The 16,683-nt window shown below is 63.0% G+C and carries 14 protein-coding genes; 2 read left to right on the top strand and 12 right to left on the bottom strand.

Features of this window, described 5'->3' with window-relative positions:
• Positions 1-7 precede the first annotated feature (7 nt).
• Together B3397_RS10940 and B3397_RS10935 are read right to left on the bottom strand one after the other, a co-directional pair.
• Complete coding sequence (locus B3397_RS10940; protein ID WP_296249904.1) at positions 8-436, bottom strand: DNA polymerase III subunit chi; 429 nt, start codon at positions 434-436, stop codon at positions 8-10.
• Positions 437-503: 67 nt separating this feature from the next.
• Positions 504-1,994: a leucyl aminopeptidase gene (locus tag B3397_RS10935; RefSeq protein ID WP_296249903.1), complete on the bottom strand. Its 1,491-nt coding sequence runs from the start codon at positions 1,992-1,994 to the stop codon at positions 504-506.
• A gap of 264 nt (positions 1,995-2,258) precedes the next feature.
• Between B3397_RS10935 and lptF the strand changes: the two genes are divergently transcribed.
• Positions 2,259-3,377, top strand: a complete 1,119-nt coding sequence (gene lptF / locus B3397_RS10930) for an LPS export ABC transporter permease LptF (protein ID WP_296249902.1) — start codon at positions 2,259-2,261, stop codon at positions 3,375-3,377.
• Positions 3,370-4,431, top strand: a complete 1,062-nt coding sequence (gene lptG / locus B3397_RS10925; RefSeq protein WP_296249901.1) for an LPS export ABC transporter permease LptG — start codon at positions 3,370-3,372, stop codon at positions 4,429-4,431. Before lptF ends, lptG begins: the two co-directional genes overlap by 8 nt.
• Positions 4,432-4,595: 164 nt before the next feature.
• Here the strand turns inward: lptG and B3397_RS10920 are convergent, their stop codons facing one another.
• From B3397_RS10920 to B3397_RS10875, 10 genes are all read right to left on the bottom strand, one after another.
• A complete protein-coding gene (locus B3397_RS10920) occupies positions 4,596-5,084 on the bottom strand; it encodes an RDD family protein (RefSeq protein WP_296249900.1) in 489 nt (162 codons plus the stop codon).
• An 82-nt stretch (positions 5,085-5,166) separates the two neighbouring features.
• Positions 5,167-5,379, bottom strand: a complete 213-nt coding sequence (locus B3397_RS10915; protein WP_296249899.1) for a cold-shock protein — start codon at positions 5,377-5,379, stop codon at positions 5,167-5,169.
• 412 nt (positions 5,380-5,791) lie between these two features.
• Entirely contained in the window at positions 5,792-6,916 is a 1,125-nt protein-coding gene (gcvT, locus tag B3397_RS10910; protein ID WP_296249898.1) for a glycine cleavage system aminomethyltransferase GcvT, read from the bottom strand.
• Between the two features lie 57 nt (positions 6,917-6,973).
• Positions 6,974-9,829 (bottom strand): aminomethyl-transferring glycine dehydrogenase, encoded by a 2,856-nt coding sequence (gene gcvP / locus B3397_RS10905; protein WP_296249897.1) that lies wholly within the window; start codon positions 9,827-9,829, stop codon positions 6,974-6,976.
• A 9-nt stretch (positions 9,830-9,838) separates the two neighbouring features.
• Positions 9,839-10,213 (bottom strand): glycine cleavage system protein GcvH, encoded by a 375-nt coding sequence (gcvH, locus tag B3397_RS10900; protein ID WP_296249896.1) that lies wholly within the window; start codon positions 10,211-10,213, stop codon positions 9,839-9,841.
• A gap of 372 nt (positions 10,214-10,585) precedes the next feature.
• Entirely contained in the window at positions 10,586-12,094 is a 1,509-nt protein-coding gene (locus B3397_RS10895) for a sigma-54-dependent transcriptional regulator (protein WP_296249895.1), read from the bottom strand.
• Positions 12,095-12,252: 158 nt separating this feature from the next.
• Entirely contained in the window at positions 12,253-12,606 is a 354-nt protein-coding gene (locus B3397_RS10890) for a DUF5064 family protein (RefSeq protein WP_296249894.1), read from the bottom strand.
• Between the two features lie 79 nt (positions 12,607-12,685).
• Positions 12,686-13,087, bottom strand: a complete 402-nt coding sequence (locus B3397_RS10885; RefSeq protein WP_296249893.1) for a YbaN family protein — start codon at positions 13,085-13,087, stop codon at positions 12,686-12,688.
• Between the two features lie 20 nt (positions 13,088-13,107).
• The gene (locus B3397_RS10880) at positions 13,108-13,725 is read right to left on the bottom strand and encodes a biliverdin-producing heme oxygenase (protein WP_296249892.1); all 618 of its coding nucleotides are present in this window, start codon (positions 13,723-13,725) and stop codon (positions 13,108-13,110) included.
• Positions 13,726-13,836: 111 nt separating this feature from the next.
• A complete protein-coding gene (locus B3397_RS10875) occupies positions 13,837-16,392 on the bottom strand; it encodes a TonB-dependent receptor (RefSeq protein ID WP_296249891.1) in 2,556 nt (851 codons plus the stop codon).
• Between the last annotated feature and the right edge of the window lie 291 nt (positions 16,393-16,683).

The following is a 16,683-nucleotide window of genomic DNA, read 5'->3' as shown; positions in this document are numbered from 1 at the left end:
CGTGGGCTCAAAGTCGCTGTAAGCGGTGGTCTTGCAGAGGATAGCCTTGTTCGCGGTAGAAACGAAAACTCTCCCGGGCGGCCTGACGAATAGCAGGGTCTTCAACCACCACTTCGGCCACGCGGGCGAATTGCCCGGCAAAGGCTGGAACGGTGGTCGACAGATTGATCAGCAGATCATCCTGGCCCGGCGCCTGTGCTGCGATGCCCAGGGTCACCGGCGCCTGCGGGTCTTCCTCGGCCAGGCTGTGGGGTACGAAGCTTTCGCCTTTGAAGCTCCACAGGCGGGCGTCCAGTTCTTCACGCTGCGCCACGTCGGCGCAGTGGATGTAGACCCTGTGGCCCAGGCGCCAGGCTTTCTCGCCCAGTTTGCAGGCGAAGTCCAGGCGGGCGGCGGGCAGGGGGGTTGGCAGGATGTAGAAATCGACTTGGGGCATGGTGAGGGTCCTGGGGGGAGTGTGGTGTCAGTGCGCGCGCTCGCGCGCCCGCACTGACACACCACGATCAAACCCCGGCGCGATCCAGCAGGTATTGAGTCAGCAGGGGCACGGGACGGCCAGTGGCGCCCTTGTCCTTGCCGCCGCTTACCCACGCGGTACCGGCGATGTCCAGGTGAGCCCAGTTGTACTCCTTGGCAAAACGCGACAGGAAGCAACCGGCGGTAATGGTGCCGCCTTTGGGGCCGCCGATATTGGCGATGTCGGCGAACGGGCTGTCCAGCTGTTCCTGGTACTCGTCGAACAACGGCAGTTGCCAGCAACGGTCGTCAGCCTGTTTACCGGCGCTGAGCAGTTGCCCCACCAGTTCGTCGTTGTTGCCCATCAGGCCCGACGTGTGACCGCCCAGCGCTACCACACAGGCGCCGGTCAGGGTGGCGATATCGATCACCGCCTGGGGCTTGAAACGTTCGGCGTAGGTCAGCGCGTCGCACAGCACCAGACGGCCTTCGGCGTCGGTGTTGAGGATTTCCACGGTCTGCCCGCTCATGGTCTCGACGATATCGCCAGGCCGCGTGGCGCGGTCGCTGGGCATGTTTTCGGCGCAGGCCATCAGGCACACCAGGTTGATCGGCAGCTCCAACTCGACCACGGCGCGCAGGGTGCCGAACACGCTGGCGGCGCCACACATGTCGTACTTCATTTCGTCCATGCCGGCGGCGGGCTTGATGCTGATGCCGCCGGTGTCAAAGGTGATGCCTTTACCTACCAGCACATACGGCTGCTCGGATTTCTTCGCGCCCTGATAGTTGAGCACGATCAGGCGAGGGGGCTGGGCGCTGCCCTGGGCCACGGCCAGGAAGGCACCCATGCCCAGTTCCTTGAGCTTCTTCTCGTCGTGGATTTCCACCTTGAGGTTCTTGTGCGCCTTGCTCAGGCTTTTTGCCGCGTCGGCCAGGAAGCTTGGGTGGCACAGGTTCGGCGGCAGGTTGCCCAGGTCCTTGGTGAAGCTCATGCCGCTGGCAATCGCCTTGGCGTGGGCCACGGCGCGCTCGACGTCGGCCTGGGTGGCCTTGGCGGTCAGCAGGGTGATTTTCTTCAGTGCGCGCGGCTCGGCTTTCTTGCTCTTGAAACGATCGAATACATATTCGCCGTCCAGCAAGGTCTCGGCCAACAGGCGGGTCTTGGCGTAGGCATCACGGCCCTTGACCGTCAGCTCGTCCAGGGCGAGCACGGCATCGCTGCCGCCCAAGTTTTTCAGTGCGCCGTAGGCAGCGCTGGCCAGCTTGCGCCAAGGGCGGTCACCCAGTTCGGTGTCCTTGCCCACACCCACCAGCAGCAGGCGCTCGGCCTTCAGGGCAGGCACGCCTGGCAGCAGCAGGGTCTGGCCGGATTTGCCGGCGATGTCGCCGCGCTTGAGGGCCGCGCTGATCAGGCCGCCGCTCAGGCTATCGATCTTGGCGGCGACCACGCCCAGGGCGCGCTCTTCGCCGATGGCGACCACCAGGGTCGCGGTTTTCACTGATTCGGCATTGACGCTCTTTACAACCAATTCCATATCCAGAACCCCTGATTATCGGTCGGTGCGCGCGCCTGTCGGGTCGCGCGAAAGCGCCCAGTTTGACCCCAGCCCAAGGTCACTAGCAACCTTTGCATGGTGGTAATTGTCCACCCGTTGCCGCTGCCAAGTGACAGCCACGGCCTTTCACAGGATAATGCGGCAACTTTTTACCTGGCTCGCCTCGGGCGAGCCGGCCACTGTCGTGGTTGCTACGTTCCCCCTGTCGGGCTGCCTGAGCACGACGACCCTGGAGTGTCTGGTTTGATCGTTTTCCGTTATCTGTCCCGCGAGGTCATGATCACCCTGAGCGCAGTCAGTGCTGTGCTGCTGGTGATCATCATGAGCGGACGCTTCATCAAATACCTGGCCCAGGCCGCGTCCGGCATCCTCGATCCGGGCGTGCTGTTCATGATCATGGGCTTTCGCCTGCCGGGCTTCCTGCAACTGATCCTGCCGCTGGGCCTGTTCCTGGGTATTCTGCTGGCATACGGTCGCCTGTACCTGGAAAGCGAGATGACCGTGCTGGCGGCCACTGGCATGAGCCAGCAGCGCCTGCTGGCAATCACCATGGCGCCTGCTGCCCTGGTGGCGCTGCTGGTGGCGTGGTTGAGCCTGAGCCTGGCCCCCCAGGGCGTTGCCCAGGTGGCCAAGATCATCAACCAGCAGGATGCCATGACCGAATTCGACACCCTGGTGCCCGGGCGCTTTCAGGCGCTGCGTGACGGTACGCGGGTGACCTACACCGAGAGCCTTTCGGAAAACCGTGTCGACCTGGGCGGCGTGTTCATCTCCGAAAAGCGCATGTCGCAAGACAAGGCCAAGGATCGCGGCATCTCCGTGCTGGTTGCAGAAAAGGGCCGCCAGGAGATTCGTGCCGACGGCAACCGCTACCTGATCCTGGAAAACGGTTTCCGCTACGACGGTAATCCGGGCGAAGCCAACTACCGGGCCATCCAGTACGACACCTATGGTGTGTTGCTGCCCAAGCCCGATGTCAGCGACGACATCACCGACCGTGAAGCCATCCCCACCAGCGAGCTGTGGGGCAGCACTGAACCGCGGCCACGGGCCGAGTTGCAGTGGCGCCTGTCGCTGCCGGTGCTGGTATTCATCGTGGCCCTGATGGCGGTGCCGCTGTCGCGGGTCAACCCGCGCCAGGGTCGCTTCCTCAAGCTGCTGCCGGCGATTCTGCTTTATATGGCTTACCTGACGATTCTGATTGCTGCCCGCAGTGCCATGGAGAAGGGCAAGTTGCCCGCTGCGCTGGGCATGTGGTGGGTGCACGTGCTGTTCCTGGCCATCGGCCTGGGCCTGATGTACTGGCAGCCGCTGCGGCTCAAACGTGCCGCGCGTCGCGCCCAGGGGGTGAGCCGTGGTTAAGCTCGACCGCTATATCGGCAAGAGTGTCGCGGTAGCGATTCTCGCGGTACTGGGCATCATCCTGGGCCTGGCCTCGCTGTTTGCCTTCATCGACGAGATGGGCGACATCAGCGACAGCTATACCTTGCTCGATGCCAGCAAGTACGTGGCGCTGACCGCGCCGCGGCGGGTCTACGACATGCTGCCGATGGCAGCGCTGATCGGCTGCCTGATCGGCCTGGGCAGCCTGGCCAGCAGCAGCGAATTGACCATCATGCGCGCCGCCGGTGTATCGGTTGGCCGTATCGTCTGGGCGGTGATGAAGCCCATGCTGGTACTGATGATCGTTGGCGTGCTGGTCGGTGAGTACGTGGCACCGGCTGCCGAAAACAAGGCCCAGGCCGATCGCTCCCTGGCTCAGGGCAGTGGCGATGCGCAGAGCAGCAAGCACGGCATGTGGCACCGTCAGGGTGATGAGTACATCCACATCAACACCGTGCAGCCCAATGGCCTGCTGTATGGGGTGACCCGCTATCGTTTCGACGATCAACGTCACATGCTCAGCGCCAGCTTCGCGCGCAAGGCGCAATACGAAGTCGATCACTGGCAGTTGAGCGACATCACCACCACGAAATTCCACGGCGACCGCACCGAAGTGGTCAAGGCTGCGGACGAGCTGTGGGAGGTCTCCCTGACTCCGCAACTGCTCAGCACCGTGATCGTCGCCCCCGAAGCGCTGTCGATTTCCGGTCTGTGGGGGTATATCCACTATCTGAAGGACCAAGGCCTGAACAACGGTCAGTACTGGCTGGCGTTCTGGGTCAAGGTGCTGCAGCCGCTGGTGACCGCCGCGCTGGTGTTGATGGCCATCTCGTTCATCTTCGGCCCGCTGCGTTCGGTGACCCTGGGCCAGCGTGTGTTCACCGGCGTCCTGGTGGGCTTCGTGTTCCGCATTGCCCAGGACCTGCTTGGGCCGTCGAGCCTGGTGTTCGGCTTCCCACCGCTGCTGGCGGTAGTGATCCCGGCGGCGATCTGTGCCGTAGCCGGGGTGTGGTTGCTGAGGCGGGCAGGGTAGGGTTGTTGCAGTGAAAGAACCGGCCTTTGCGGGCCGGTTTTTTTGTGACTGTGTTGCGGGCCTTATCGCGGGTAGAGCCCGCTCCCACAGGGGAGGCTCAGTGGTGCGGGAAGGCTTATGTGGGAGCGGGTTCTACCCGCGATGAGGCCCGCAAGATCACCCCATCATCGCCCCGATTTAGCCACCCGCACCACCACGCTTTCCGAATACAGGTCGTGCCAGGTGCAGCGGCGCTTGTCCAGCAGCATCCACCAATAGCCCATCCCCAGGCACAGCCACGAGGCGATGGCCACCATGAAGCGCAGCAGCGCTTGCCATAGGCTGATGGCGGTGCCATCGGCGTTCTGCACACGGATGCCCCACACCTGCATGCCCAGCGTCTGCCCGGCATGAGTCCAGAACTTGGCGAAGAAGGCAAACAACACCCCTAGCAGCAGCGTCGACAGCAGTGGGTCGCCGTCCAGCGCGCCAGCATCGGACATCGCCCGCAGTTGGCCCTCGCCAAGCCAGGCCATCCACAGCAGTTTGTACACGAGCGTGGTGACCATCAGCAGCGCCAGGCACAGCAGGGCGTCGTAGACCATGGCCGCCAGCCGTCTACCGAGGCTGGCCAGGGGGAAGTTCGCGGCGGGTGCAAGAACGTGAGTGCTCATGAGGTCAGGCTAGCACTCCCGCAACCGGGCACAAAAAAGCCCCAAGGCGCGAAGCGCTTGGGGCTCTTTCATACGGATGAAATCAAGCCTCGGCTTGAACCTCATCAGCCTGCATGCCTTTCTGGCCCTGCACGGCGATGAAGGTCACCTTCTGGCCTTCTTTCAGGCTCTTGAAGCCGTTGCCCTGAATGGCGCGGAAGTGGACGAACAGATCCGGACCGCTCTCAGGAGTGATAAAACCGAAACCTTTCTCGTCGTTGAACCACTTGACGGTACCGCTCTGACGATTCGACATAGCTTAATTTCCTTGAAACTTAGAATTAGTAACAGCTTCTTTCAAATGAAAGAGTACTGGGCTGGTTGCAGGAAAGTTAAGGGACGTCGAACGGGTTGTAGCAATACTTAGAGCTACTGCCCAGGTCACGATCCAAGCGACCCATGCAAACACAGTGGAGAAACTCTACGCTAACTTCAGCGCCAAAAACAAGCCCCGACACACGCTGCTTTTCGACCTTTTTTGCCGGTGTTTACGCCGTATTACGGCGATTGCCCCATGCTTGTGCATTCCGTTGCGTTCGCTTGGCGTCAGTGCATTTCGATAACGAAAATGGTGCAGATTCATGTGATGAAACTATGACGCCAGACGGCGACGTCATAGTTTTTTTCTACTGACAACGACGCACTTCGCAGCCACTCTTAGCGGTGCATCAACCGCGATAGTAGCGCTGGGGAACGAACGGCATCCTGCTGACTTTCAGTGCCACGCGCTTCCCGCGCACGATGGCCCACAGGGGCGTGTCCAGTTTGGTGAAACGCGCTTCCACATAGCCCATCGCAACCGGGGCGTTGAGCGTGGGGCCGAAGCCGCCGCTGCAGATGCGGCCCACCACGCTGCCCGCATCGTCGACCACCTCGGCACCTTCGCGCACCGGCGTACGCTCCTGGGGCAGCAGACCGACCCGCTTGCGGGCAGCGCCGTCCTGTTGCTGCGCGAACACCGTGTCTGCGCCCGGGAAGCCGCCGGCACGTGGCCCGTCGGCCCGACGGGATTTCGACACCGCCCACAGCAGCCCCGCTTCCACGGGGCTAGTGTCACGGTCCATGTCGTGACCATACAGGCACAGGCCCGCTTCCAGGCGCAGGGAATCCCTGGCGCCGAGGCCGATCGCCTCTACCTCGGGCTCGGCCAGCAGCGCCCGGGCCAATGCTTCGGCGTTGGCAGTGGGCACCGAGATTTCATAACCGTCTTCACCGGTATACCCGGATCGGCTCACATAGCAGTCCACGCCCAGCAGTTGCACGGTGGCGAACTGCATGAAGGTCATGTTCGCCACTTCAGGGGCCAGTCGCTGCAGTACGCTGACGGCTGCTGGCCCTTGCAGAGCCAGCAGGGCACGTTCTTCGAACAGCGGCTCGATCTGGCAGTGGTTGCCCAGGTGTTGCCGCAGATGGGCCAGGTCCTGGTCCTTGCAGGCGGCATTGACCACCAGCATCAGGGTGTCGTTGCCCAGGTTGGCGACCATCAGGTCGTCCAGAATGCCGCCGTTTTCTGCGGTAAACATGGCGTAGCGCTGCATCCCCACGGGCAGGTCCACGATGTCTACCGGCACCAGGGCTTCCAGGGCGCCGGCTGCTTCAGCACCCAGCAGACGGATCTGACCCATGTGCGACACGTCGAACAGGCCGGCCTGGGCGCGGGTGTGCAGGTGTTCTTTCATCACGCCCAAGGGGTACTGCACCGGCATGTCATAGCCGGCAAAAGGCACCATGCGTGCACCCAGCTCTAGGTGCAAGGCATGCAAGGGAGTTTTATGCAGGATCGCTTCGGACATCGTTGGCTCCTTGAATAGGGTTGGCGCCAGCCCGGCAGGGCAGGCGCGCTAGCGGTGTCAGGCTTCCTGATACGACTCGATCGATGGGCAGGCACAGACCAGATTGCGGTCGCCGAACACGTTGTCGACGCGACCCACCGGTGGCCAGTATTTGCTTTCCACCAGAGAGGGCAGCGGGTACACGGCCTGCTCGCGGCTGTACGGATGACTCCACTGGCCAACGATTTCCGCCGCCGTGTGCGGGGCGTTTTTCAGTGGGTTGTCATCCTTGTCCAGGGTGCCCTGTTCCACAGCGCGAATTTCTTCGCGGATCTGGATCATCGCCTCGCAGAACCGGTCGAGCTCTTCGCGCGACTCGCTTTCGGTCGGTTCGATCATCAGTGTCCCGGCCACCGGGAACGACATGGTCGGGGCGTGGAAGCCGAAGTCGATCAGGCGCTTGGCCACGTCGTCGACGCTGATGCCACTGCTGTCCTTGAGCGGGCGCAGATCCAGAATGCACTCGTGGGCCACCAGGCCGTTGCTGCCGGTGTACAGCACCGGGTAATGCTCTTCCAGACGGCGCGAGATGTAGTTGGCGTTGAGAATGGCCAACTGCGAGGCGCGCTTGAGCCCTTCGCCGCCCATCATGCGGATGTACATCCAGGTGATCGGCAGGATGCTGGCGCTGCCGAACGGCGCTGCACACACCGCGCCCTGTTTGCGGTCCATGTGGGCATGGCCGGGCAGGAACGGCGCCAGATGGGATTTCACGCCGATCGGGCCGACGCCTGGGCCGCCGCCACCGTGGGGAATGCAGAAGGTCTTGTGCAGGTTCAGGTGGGAAACGTCGCCACCGAACTTGCCCGGTGCGCACAGGCCCACCATGGCGTTCATGTTGGCGCCATCGATGTACACCTGGCCGCCGTTATCGTGCACGATCGCGCAGATCTCGCGGATACCTTCCTCGAACACACCATGGGTGGATGGGTAGGTGATCATCAGGGCAGCCAGCTTGTCACGATGCTCGGTAGCCTTGGCGCGCAAGTCTTCGATGTCGACGTTGCCGCGGGCATCGCACGCCGTGACCACCACGCGCATGCCGGCCATCTGGGCGGTCGCGGGGTTGGTGCCGTGGGCCGACGACGGAATCAGGCACACATCACGGCGTTCATCGCCGCGGCTCTGGTGGTACGCGCGGATGGCCAGCAGGCCGGCGTATTCACCCTGGGAGCCGGCGTTGGGCTGCAGCGACACCGCGTCGTAGCCCGTGGCGGCGCACAGCATGGCCTCGAGTTCGTCGGTCAGCAACTGGTAGCCCTTGCTCTGCTCGGCAGGGGCAAAGGGGTGCAGATTGCCGAATTCGGCCCAGGTCACCGGGATCATCTCGCTGGCGGCGTTGAGCTTCATGGTGCACGAGCCCAGCGGGATCATGGTGCGGTCCAGGGCCAGGTCCTTGTCGGCCAGCTTGCGCAGGTAACGCATCAGCTCGGTTTCGGAGTGATAGCGGTTGAATACCGCGTGTTCCAGGATCGCCGACTGGCGCAGCAGAGCGTCGGGCAACTGGGCGCTCACCGAGCTGGCCAAGGTTGCGAAATCCGGCTGCTCGCCGTCGAACAGGCTCCACAGTTGCTCGACATCGGCCTGGCGACTGGTTTCGTCCAGGGACAGGCCCAGGCGCTGGGCGTCGATGTGGCGCAGGTTGAGGCCCGCCTCGCGCGCCCTGTCATGCAGCTGGGCGGTGCTGGCGCCGGTCGCCAGGCTCAGGGTGTCGAAGAAGTGTGCTTGCTCGACGTTGACGCCCAGTTGCTTGAGGCCGGCGGCGAGGATGGCGGTCAGTTGGTGAGTGCGCTGGGCAATCTGCGTCAGCCCGGCCGGGCCGTGGTACACGGCGTACATGCTGGCGATGTTGGCCAGCAGGACCTGGGCGGTGCAGATGTTGCTGGTAGCTTTCTCGCGGCGGATATGCTGCTCGCGGGTCTGCATGGCCAGGCGCAGGGCGGCCTTGCCGTGGCGGTCGATGGACACGCCGACCAAGCGCCCGGGCATGTCGCGCTTGAACGCATCGCGGGTGGAGAAGTAGGCGGCATGGGGGCCACCGAAGCCCAGCGGCACGCCGAAGCGCTGTGCGCTGCCGATGGACACGTCGGCACCGAATTCGCCCGGAGGGGTCAGCAGGGTCAGGGCCAGCAGGTCGGCGGCGACGGCGACCAGGGCATTGGCGGCATGGAAACGCTCCACCAGTTCGCGGTAATCGAACACATCGCCGTTGCTGGCGGGGTACTGCAGCAGCGCGCCGAAAAACGGCGTGACGTCGCTGAGTTCGCGCTCATCGGCGATCACCACTTCGATGCCCAGGGGCTCGGCGCGGGTGCGCAACACGTCCAGCGTCTGCGGGTGGCAATGGCTGGAGGCGAAGAACTGATGGCTGCTCTTGTTCTTGCTCAGGCGTTTGCAGAAGGTCATGGCTTCGGCAGCGGCGGTGGCTTCATCCAGCAGCGATGCGTTGGCAATCGGCAAGCCAGTCAGGTCGCTGATCAGCGTCTGGAAATTCAGCAGTGCTTCCAGGCGGCCCTGGGAGATTTCCGGCTGGTACGGGGTGTAGGCGGTATACCAGGCCGGATTTTCCAGCAGGTTGCGCAGGATCGGCGCGGGGGTGTGGGTGTTGTAGTAGCCCTGACCGATATGGGTCTTGAACAGTTGGTTCTGGCCCGCGATCGCCTTGATCGCAGCCAGGGCGTCGGCTTCGCTCTGGCCGGCGCCCAGGTCGAGTACGCTGGTGCCTTTGATGCTTTCCGGGATGACGCTGGCGCTCAACGCGTCCAGGCTGTCGAAGCCCAGGGTTTCCAGCATGTCCTGCTCGTCCGCCTGGCGGGGACCGATGTGGCGGGCGATGAATTCGTTATCGGTGTGCAGCGTGATGGAGCCAGTCATGTTCGGTCCTCAGCTTTGAGCGATCAGGTTGTCGTAAGCCTGCTGGTCAAGCAGTTCGCTCACCTGGCTGGCGTCGTCAGGTACGAAGCGGAAAAACCAGCCGCTGGCCAGGGGGTCTTCGTTGACGAGTTCAGGGGTGGCGTCGAGTGCGCCGTTCACTTCTACCACTTCGCCGTCCAGCGGCATATTGATGCTGCTCGCGGCCTTGACCGACTCTACCACCGAAGCCTCGGCGTCTTTGCTGTAGCGGGTCAGCTCGGGAAGTTGCACGAACACCACGTCACCCAGGGCGTTCTGGGCAAAAGGGGTAATGCCGACCGTGACACTGCCGTCAGCTTCGACGCGCAGCCATTCGTGTTCAACGGTAAAACGCAACTCGCTCATGTGCACTCCGTCAGAGGCTAGGTGCTTTGATAATGGCGGTTACTTAGCAAGATGGTTGCCAAGTTGCTGGAAGTGTTAGGGGCTGGAGGTTGTGGGGTGTTTGAGAGTTTTGTGCGGGGGAGGAGGTGTATTGATTTCGTTCCAGGTGGAAAGGGTTGCGGGATCAGGGTGTTGAGATTAGAGGGGGCGAGGGGTGTATTGATATGGGTACGGTGTATTGGTATCGGTACGGCAGCAGTGGGATTTGTGGGGGATGGTCCCCTCACCCCAGCCCTCTCCCTGAGGGAGAGGGAGCTAAAGGCAGACCGTGATCGGCTCCCTCTCCCCTCGGGAGAGGGCTGGGGTGAGGGGACCATCCACCGCCGATCCAAATCACCGCCCCACACCGATCCCGTACTTGCGCAGCCGCGTGGCAATCGCCGTGTGCGAAGTCTGTAGCCGGGCTGCCAATTGCCGTGTCGATGGATAGCTGCCGTAGAGTTTCTCTAGCAACCCCTTCTCGAAGTCCCCCACCGCCTGCTCCAGGCTGACCACTTCCCCTTCGCTGCGCCGACCCACCGCAGTACCGGCGATATCCAGGTCATCGATGTCCACCTGATTGCCCTCGCAGATCGCCGCAGCGCGGAAGATCACGTTCTGCAGTTGCCTGACGTTGCCGGGCCAGCGGTTGCCCAGCAGTGCCGGGTAGGTACTGGGCGTCAGCCGACACACCGGCCGTTGGATCTGGGTGCAGGCCTGCTGCATGAAATAGCGCGCCAGCAGCAGGATGTCCTGATCGCGATCACGCAGCGGTGGCACGTCCAGGTTGAGCACATTGAGGCGGTAGAACAGGTCTTCGCGAAACGCGCCCTCGGCTACCATTTTTTCCAGATTGCGATGGGTCGCGCTGAGGATGCGTACGTTGACTTTGACCTCGCGGTCGCCGCCTACCCGGCGGAAGCTGCCGTCGTTGAGAAAGCGCAGCAGCTTGGCTTGCAGGTAGGGGGACATCTCGCCGATTTCGTCGAGGAACACTGTGCCTTGGTGGGCAAGCTCCATCAGCCCGGGCTTGCCGCCGCGCTGGGCGCCGGTGAAGGCACCCGGGGCGTAGCCGAACAGTTCGCTCTCGGCGAGGTTTTCCGGCAACGCGGCGCAGTTCAATGCCAGGAACGGCGAGCTGTGGCGGGCACTGACGGCGTGGCAGGCGCGGGCGACCAGCTCTTTGCCCGTGCCGGTTTCGCCCTGGATCAACAGCGGCGCATCCAGGGCTGCAACGCGCTGAGCGCGGGCCTTCAAGGTGCGAATCGGCGCCGAGTCGCCCAGCAGCGAATCAAAGCCTTCGGCGTGGTCATGGTGCAAGGCGGCCAGGCGTTCGCCCATGCGATTAGGCGGGTACAAGGTCAGCAGGGCACCGGCGTCGGTAATGGGGGTGGCATCGAGCAACAGGGTCTGGCTATCGAGGGTGACCTCGCGCAGAGGTAGCCTGAAGCCGTTCTCCAACAGAGCGCCGAGCAGCGCCGGGTCGCCAAACAGCTCGGCCACGGACTGGCCCGCAGGCTCGCGGCCATAGAGCGCGATGAGCGCCGGGTTGGCCAGCAACACATTACCGGCGCTGTCCAGCGCCAGCACCGGGTCCGTCATCGCCGCCAGCAAGGCGTCCAACTGCAAGTGTCGGCGCTGGCCCGGCAAGATATCCACCACCCTCACATCCTCCACACCGCGCACCCGAAACAGTGCATCGTGCAGTTCTTCGAGCACCAGCGGGCTCAAGGTGGGAGCATCGATGTAGACGTTGGGCGGAACCATCTCCACCGCATCCAGGTTCAGATTGCGGGCACCGAGCAGGGCCAGCACCTCCTGGGTGATACCTACTCGGTCAATGAAGCTGACATGGATACGCATGGGCCGCGGACATTCCCGAAAACGAAGTCACCCAGTATGCCAAAACCCAACCCGCAACATAATCACGTAGCACCGGCGTAAGCCGGGTCTGGGGCCCATGTTGGACTCCTACGTTTGGGTTGGGGTATTTTGGAGGGCTGACGCGGCTTACGCCGCTGCTACAGGTGGTGGGGATCTACTGGGTCGCCGGGGTGGGCGTCGAGTTGGTGGCGGAGGTCTTCGAACATTTCGTCGTAGTCCTTGTGATCCTCTAGCGGGAACAGCTGCGTGGTGGGCAGGCCGTGCTTGCGGGCAATCCTGTCGGCTGCGCTGGCAAAGTTGTAGGCCAGGTCCTTGGGCAGTTCGAACTCCTCCTCGAAACTCTGGCCGTTGATAGTGCCTTTGAGGTGGAAATGCACCAGCTTTCCCTCGGCTTCGCCCGTGCGCACCTCATAGGTGAGATCAATGCTGAAGTCGGTGTCTTCGGGCTGTACGCCGACATGGGTCAGATGCAGATGGCCGGGCTCGAACATAATCAGGTCCTCCGTTACAGGGTCCGTGGCAGATAGGCCATAGACTGCCCGCGCCCGCAGGCAGTTCAGCAGTGTCCGCTCAGCGGTCGGCGACAGGTTTCTCTGGCCGAGACCAGATCCACAGGTTCACCAGCAGCATGCCGGCAATGGCCGCATACACCGGCCAGTGCTGTTTGAGCGTGAACCACATCACCACCGAACACACGACCATGCTCACCGTGGCGCTGACCTTGGTGCGGCGCGTGATGATCTTGCCATTGCGCCAGTTGCTGAGCATCGGCCCGAACAGGCGGTGGTTTTCCAGCCACGCGCTCAGGCGCGGTGAGCTCTTGGTGGCGGCCCAGGCAGCCAGCAGAATGAACTCGGTGGTCGGCAACCCCGGCACCACGATGGCGATCAGGCCGATGATCAAGCTGGTGTAAGCCAGCAGGCCATAAAGAATGCGGGCCATCTTCGAGGGTAAGGGGCGAGGGTTGTCCATGAGTTCCATAGCGTGGGGTTTCAAGCCGGTGCCGTTTCCCGATGGTCGGCGTAGGTGTGTTGCAGCAGCACCTGCAGGCGGGCGAAAGCATCGTTGGCCGCTTGATCGGCCTGGGCCTCTTCAGCGGCGCTGAAAGGCAGGGCATCGAAGATCGCGTTGAAGGCTTTCCAGCCTTTGGCGCGCCCACCTTCGGGTTCAGCCAGGTGACGAGCACCGAAGCTCTCGGTATAGCCCAGGGCGTTGGCCCGTTTGATCAGGATCGCGGCGCCGAGTTTAGACCCTTCGGAGACACGAATCCAGGTCAGCGCCGTGGCCAGGCTGGGCGCGTTCAAAGCGCCAGGTACCGGTGCGGGAATCGCCACACCCAGGTCGGCCAGGTCTGCCCGCGCCGCTTCGGCGCGGCAGCGCTCGGGCAGGTCGGGAAACAGGGCGATCAGGGCAGGGTCGTTGTACAGGTGTTGCAGTTCGGACTGGAACAGGTACTGCATCTGCAGAAAGCGGGCGTAGCTTTGCGGCGTGTCGAAGGGTGCGTAGCCGGCGACAGCGTTTTCCAGACTGTCATGCAGCGCATGGCTGATCGCGCGCAAGCGGGCGGAGCGCAGCGGGGCAGGGTCCTGGGTATGCTCGGTGACGGTCATTGCGAATTCCTTGAAAAATGCGGTGCTGTGTAGACGAGACGAATCAGCTGACAGGGGACCGTAAAAAAATCACCGTAGAGGCAGCGGCTGGCGGCCTCTACAGTGCCATTATCAGATGTCCCAGACCAGATTGATCGCGAAATTACGACCGGGTGCGGTCAGGCGATCGAGGTTGGCAGGGGCCAGCACGGCGGCTTCACCCACGCCGTCGTAGCTGCGCACGTCGTCCCACAGCCAGTATTTCTTGTCGGTAAGGTTGTAGAGACCGGCGTTGACGGTGATGTCGTCGGTCACCTTGTAATAGCCCGCCAGGTCGAGGATGCCAAAGCCCGGCGTATTGAATACGCCGCTGCCGTCCGGAGACTTGAAGGCGCTGCTATCGACCCGGTTCTGGCGCTTGACCAATGTCCAGCTCAGCAAGCCGCCATAGTGCACCTGCTCGTAGCCCAGGCCGAACACACCCTTGAGTGGATTGACGCTGTTGAGGGGCTGGCCGTTGTCCTGGTTCTTGCCATGGGCATAGGCGATGGAGCCTTGGCTGTACAGGCCCTGGGGAGCGCCGAAGCTGTCCAGGTTCAGGCGGCCCTTGAGCTCGACGCCCTTGATGGTGGCGTGCTTGATGTTGTTGCTCTGGAACACTGCGGAAGTGGAGCCGGCGGTCACCGCATCCTCATTGATGAAGTCGCGATACGTGTTGTAGAACGCTGCGATATCGAAGGTCCCTGCGTCGAATTTGCCGCGCAGGCCGGTCTCATAGCTTTTGCTTTTCTCCGGGTCCAGATCCGGGTTGGGCTGGACGGTGTAGCCTGCTCCCAGGTTTTCGAAGCGACCGTACAGCGCCTTGGCCGATGGCGTGCGGAAGCCCTCGGCGTACTGCCCATACCAGGTGTAGTGGTCGTTGAAGTCATAGGTTACCCCCAGCTTGGGCGATAACCGGTGCCAGTTCCGGTTGCTGTCGGTGACGGCGTATTCACCCGTAGGGTTGACGGTGCGCAGGAATTCCTCCGTCAGGTGTGGCTTGAGCTGGGTGTAGTCGTAGCGGGCGCTGGGCAGGAAGGTCCACTGGTTCCAGCGAATCTCGTCCTGGGCGAACAGGCTGTAGGTGTTGATGGTGGGGTCTGGGAAATCGCTGGATTTCACCAGGCGATCGGTTGGACTGTCCGCGCCAACCGCTCGGCATGTGCCGAATACCGTCAGGCAGGTGCCATAGCCACTGCGCGATCCAGTGACTTTCTGCTGGCGGATCTGGGTGCCGTACGTCAACAGGTGATCGGTTTCACCCACCTCGAAGGCCTTGTCCAGTTGCAGGTCCAATACCCACTGGCGTTCCTTGTAGGTGGTGTCGCGTACCCGCAGCACGTTGCGCACGTAAGGGAAGTAATTCTCCTCGGTGTGCTGGTCGGTTTTGGCGATCTGGTAGTTCAGGCTCCATTTGATGTGGTCCGCCACGGTACTGTCCAGATCGAAGTCATGGGTGACGCCGACCCGCTCGCGGGTAATGGTGTCGTTGCCGCCGCGCGAACGGTACATGCCCAACGGGGCGCCGTTGTTGTAAGGGCCGCCATAGGCACTTTTCAGATCGACGTCACGGTCGTCCTTGTACTTTTCATAGGTCAGCCCGAGCCTTGCACCGTCGGCGTAGTTCCAGCCCAGCTTGGCCAGGATGTTGGTCGAACGCACATCCTGCGGGTCAGCGGCGGTTCGGCTGAGGCCGGTGCTGGTGTGGTTGCCGTAGGATTCGGTCTCGTGGCCATTGCGCTGGCTCAGGTGCAACAGGCCATCGAAGTCCCCCGTGCGGCCGGCCACGGTGGCCGAGTTGAGCCAGCTTTCGTCGGCCGAGCTGTAGCCGGTTTTCAAGCGGGCGCCGACATCCTGGCCGGGTTTGATGATGTCTTCCGGGTCCAGCGTGTAATAGCTGACCACGCCGCCGATGGCGCTGCTGCCGTACAACGACGACGCCGGCCCGCGCAGGATTTCCACGCGCTTGACGATCTCCGGGTCGACGTAATTACGTTCGGTTTGCGCGTAGGGGCCGTTGAAGAAGCTGTCGGGCACCTCGACGCCGTCGACCTGGGTCAGAATGCGATCGCCATCGATGCCGCGAATGTTGTAGCCGGTGACGCCGCTGCGCAGGCCGGTGCCCCCCACCGAGACGCCGGGCTCATAGCGCACCAGGTCTTGAATGTTGTTGACGTTGTCGCGGTCCAGTTGAGCGCGGTCCTGCACGCTGACGCTGCTGGGCACGCTGTCGACCGTTTGTTCCTGGCGGGTGGCGCTGACGGTCAGTTGCTGCAATGCGATCACCCCGCCCTGCGGGCTGCGCTCCAGCACTACGTTGTTGGGGCTGATCTTGCGATAGCGCAGCTGGGTGCCCGCCAGTAGGCGGTCCAGGGCCTGTTCTGGCGGCATGCTGCCACGTACGCCGGGGGATGCAACGTTTTGGGCGAGATCGGCGGGCAGCCCCACCTGCCAGCCGGTGGCGGCGCTGAAGGCATTCAACGCCGAAGTCAGCGGTTGCTGGGCGATGCTGAAGGCATAGCTGGCACCGTGGCGGGTGCTGTTCTGTGCAGGCTCCGCGGCCGTACCCACGGCAGGCAAGGCGGCCAGCAGCAGGGCGGCGGTGAGCACCGAGCGATGAAAGTGGGGACGGGTAAAACCTTTGGACATCGAAAGCGCTCCCTGTCGTGCGTCGTTATAGTTGCATTGATTCGAATGGGAATCAGTTGCATTGGCTATGACTAGACGGATGGGGCAGTGGGGGAGCGTAAAAATAATTCCAGGATTGGTTTTTAGGGGTGTCTGGGCTGGCCTCTTCGCGGCTGCACGCCGCTCCTACAGGGCACGTCGTTGCCCCCCCCCCCCCCCCGAAACCTCCCCCACCCCCCCCCCGTGCAAACGCCGCGCACCGCCCAACGGGCCCCCCCCCCAGAACCCCCTCCCCCCCCCCCCCCCATCCCC

The organism is Pseudomonas sp. UBA4194, assembly GCF_002379585.1.
GTDB lineage: Bacteria > Pseudomonadota > Gammaproteobacteria > Pseudomonadales > Pseudomonadaceae > Aquipseudomonas.
The sequence above is the reverse complement of the archived record's forward strand: the minus strand, read 5'-3'. Positions and strand labels throughout refer to the sequence as shown.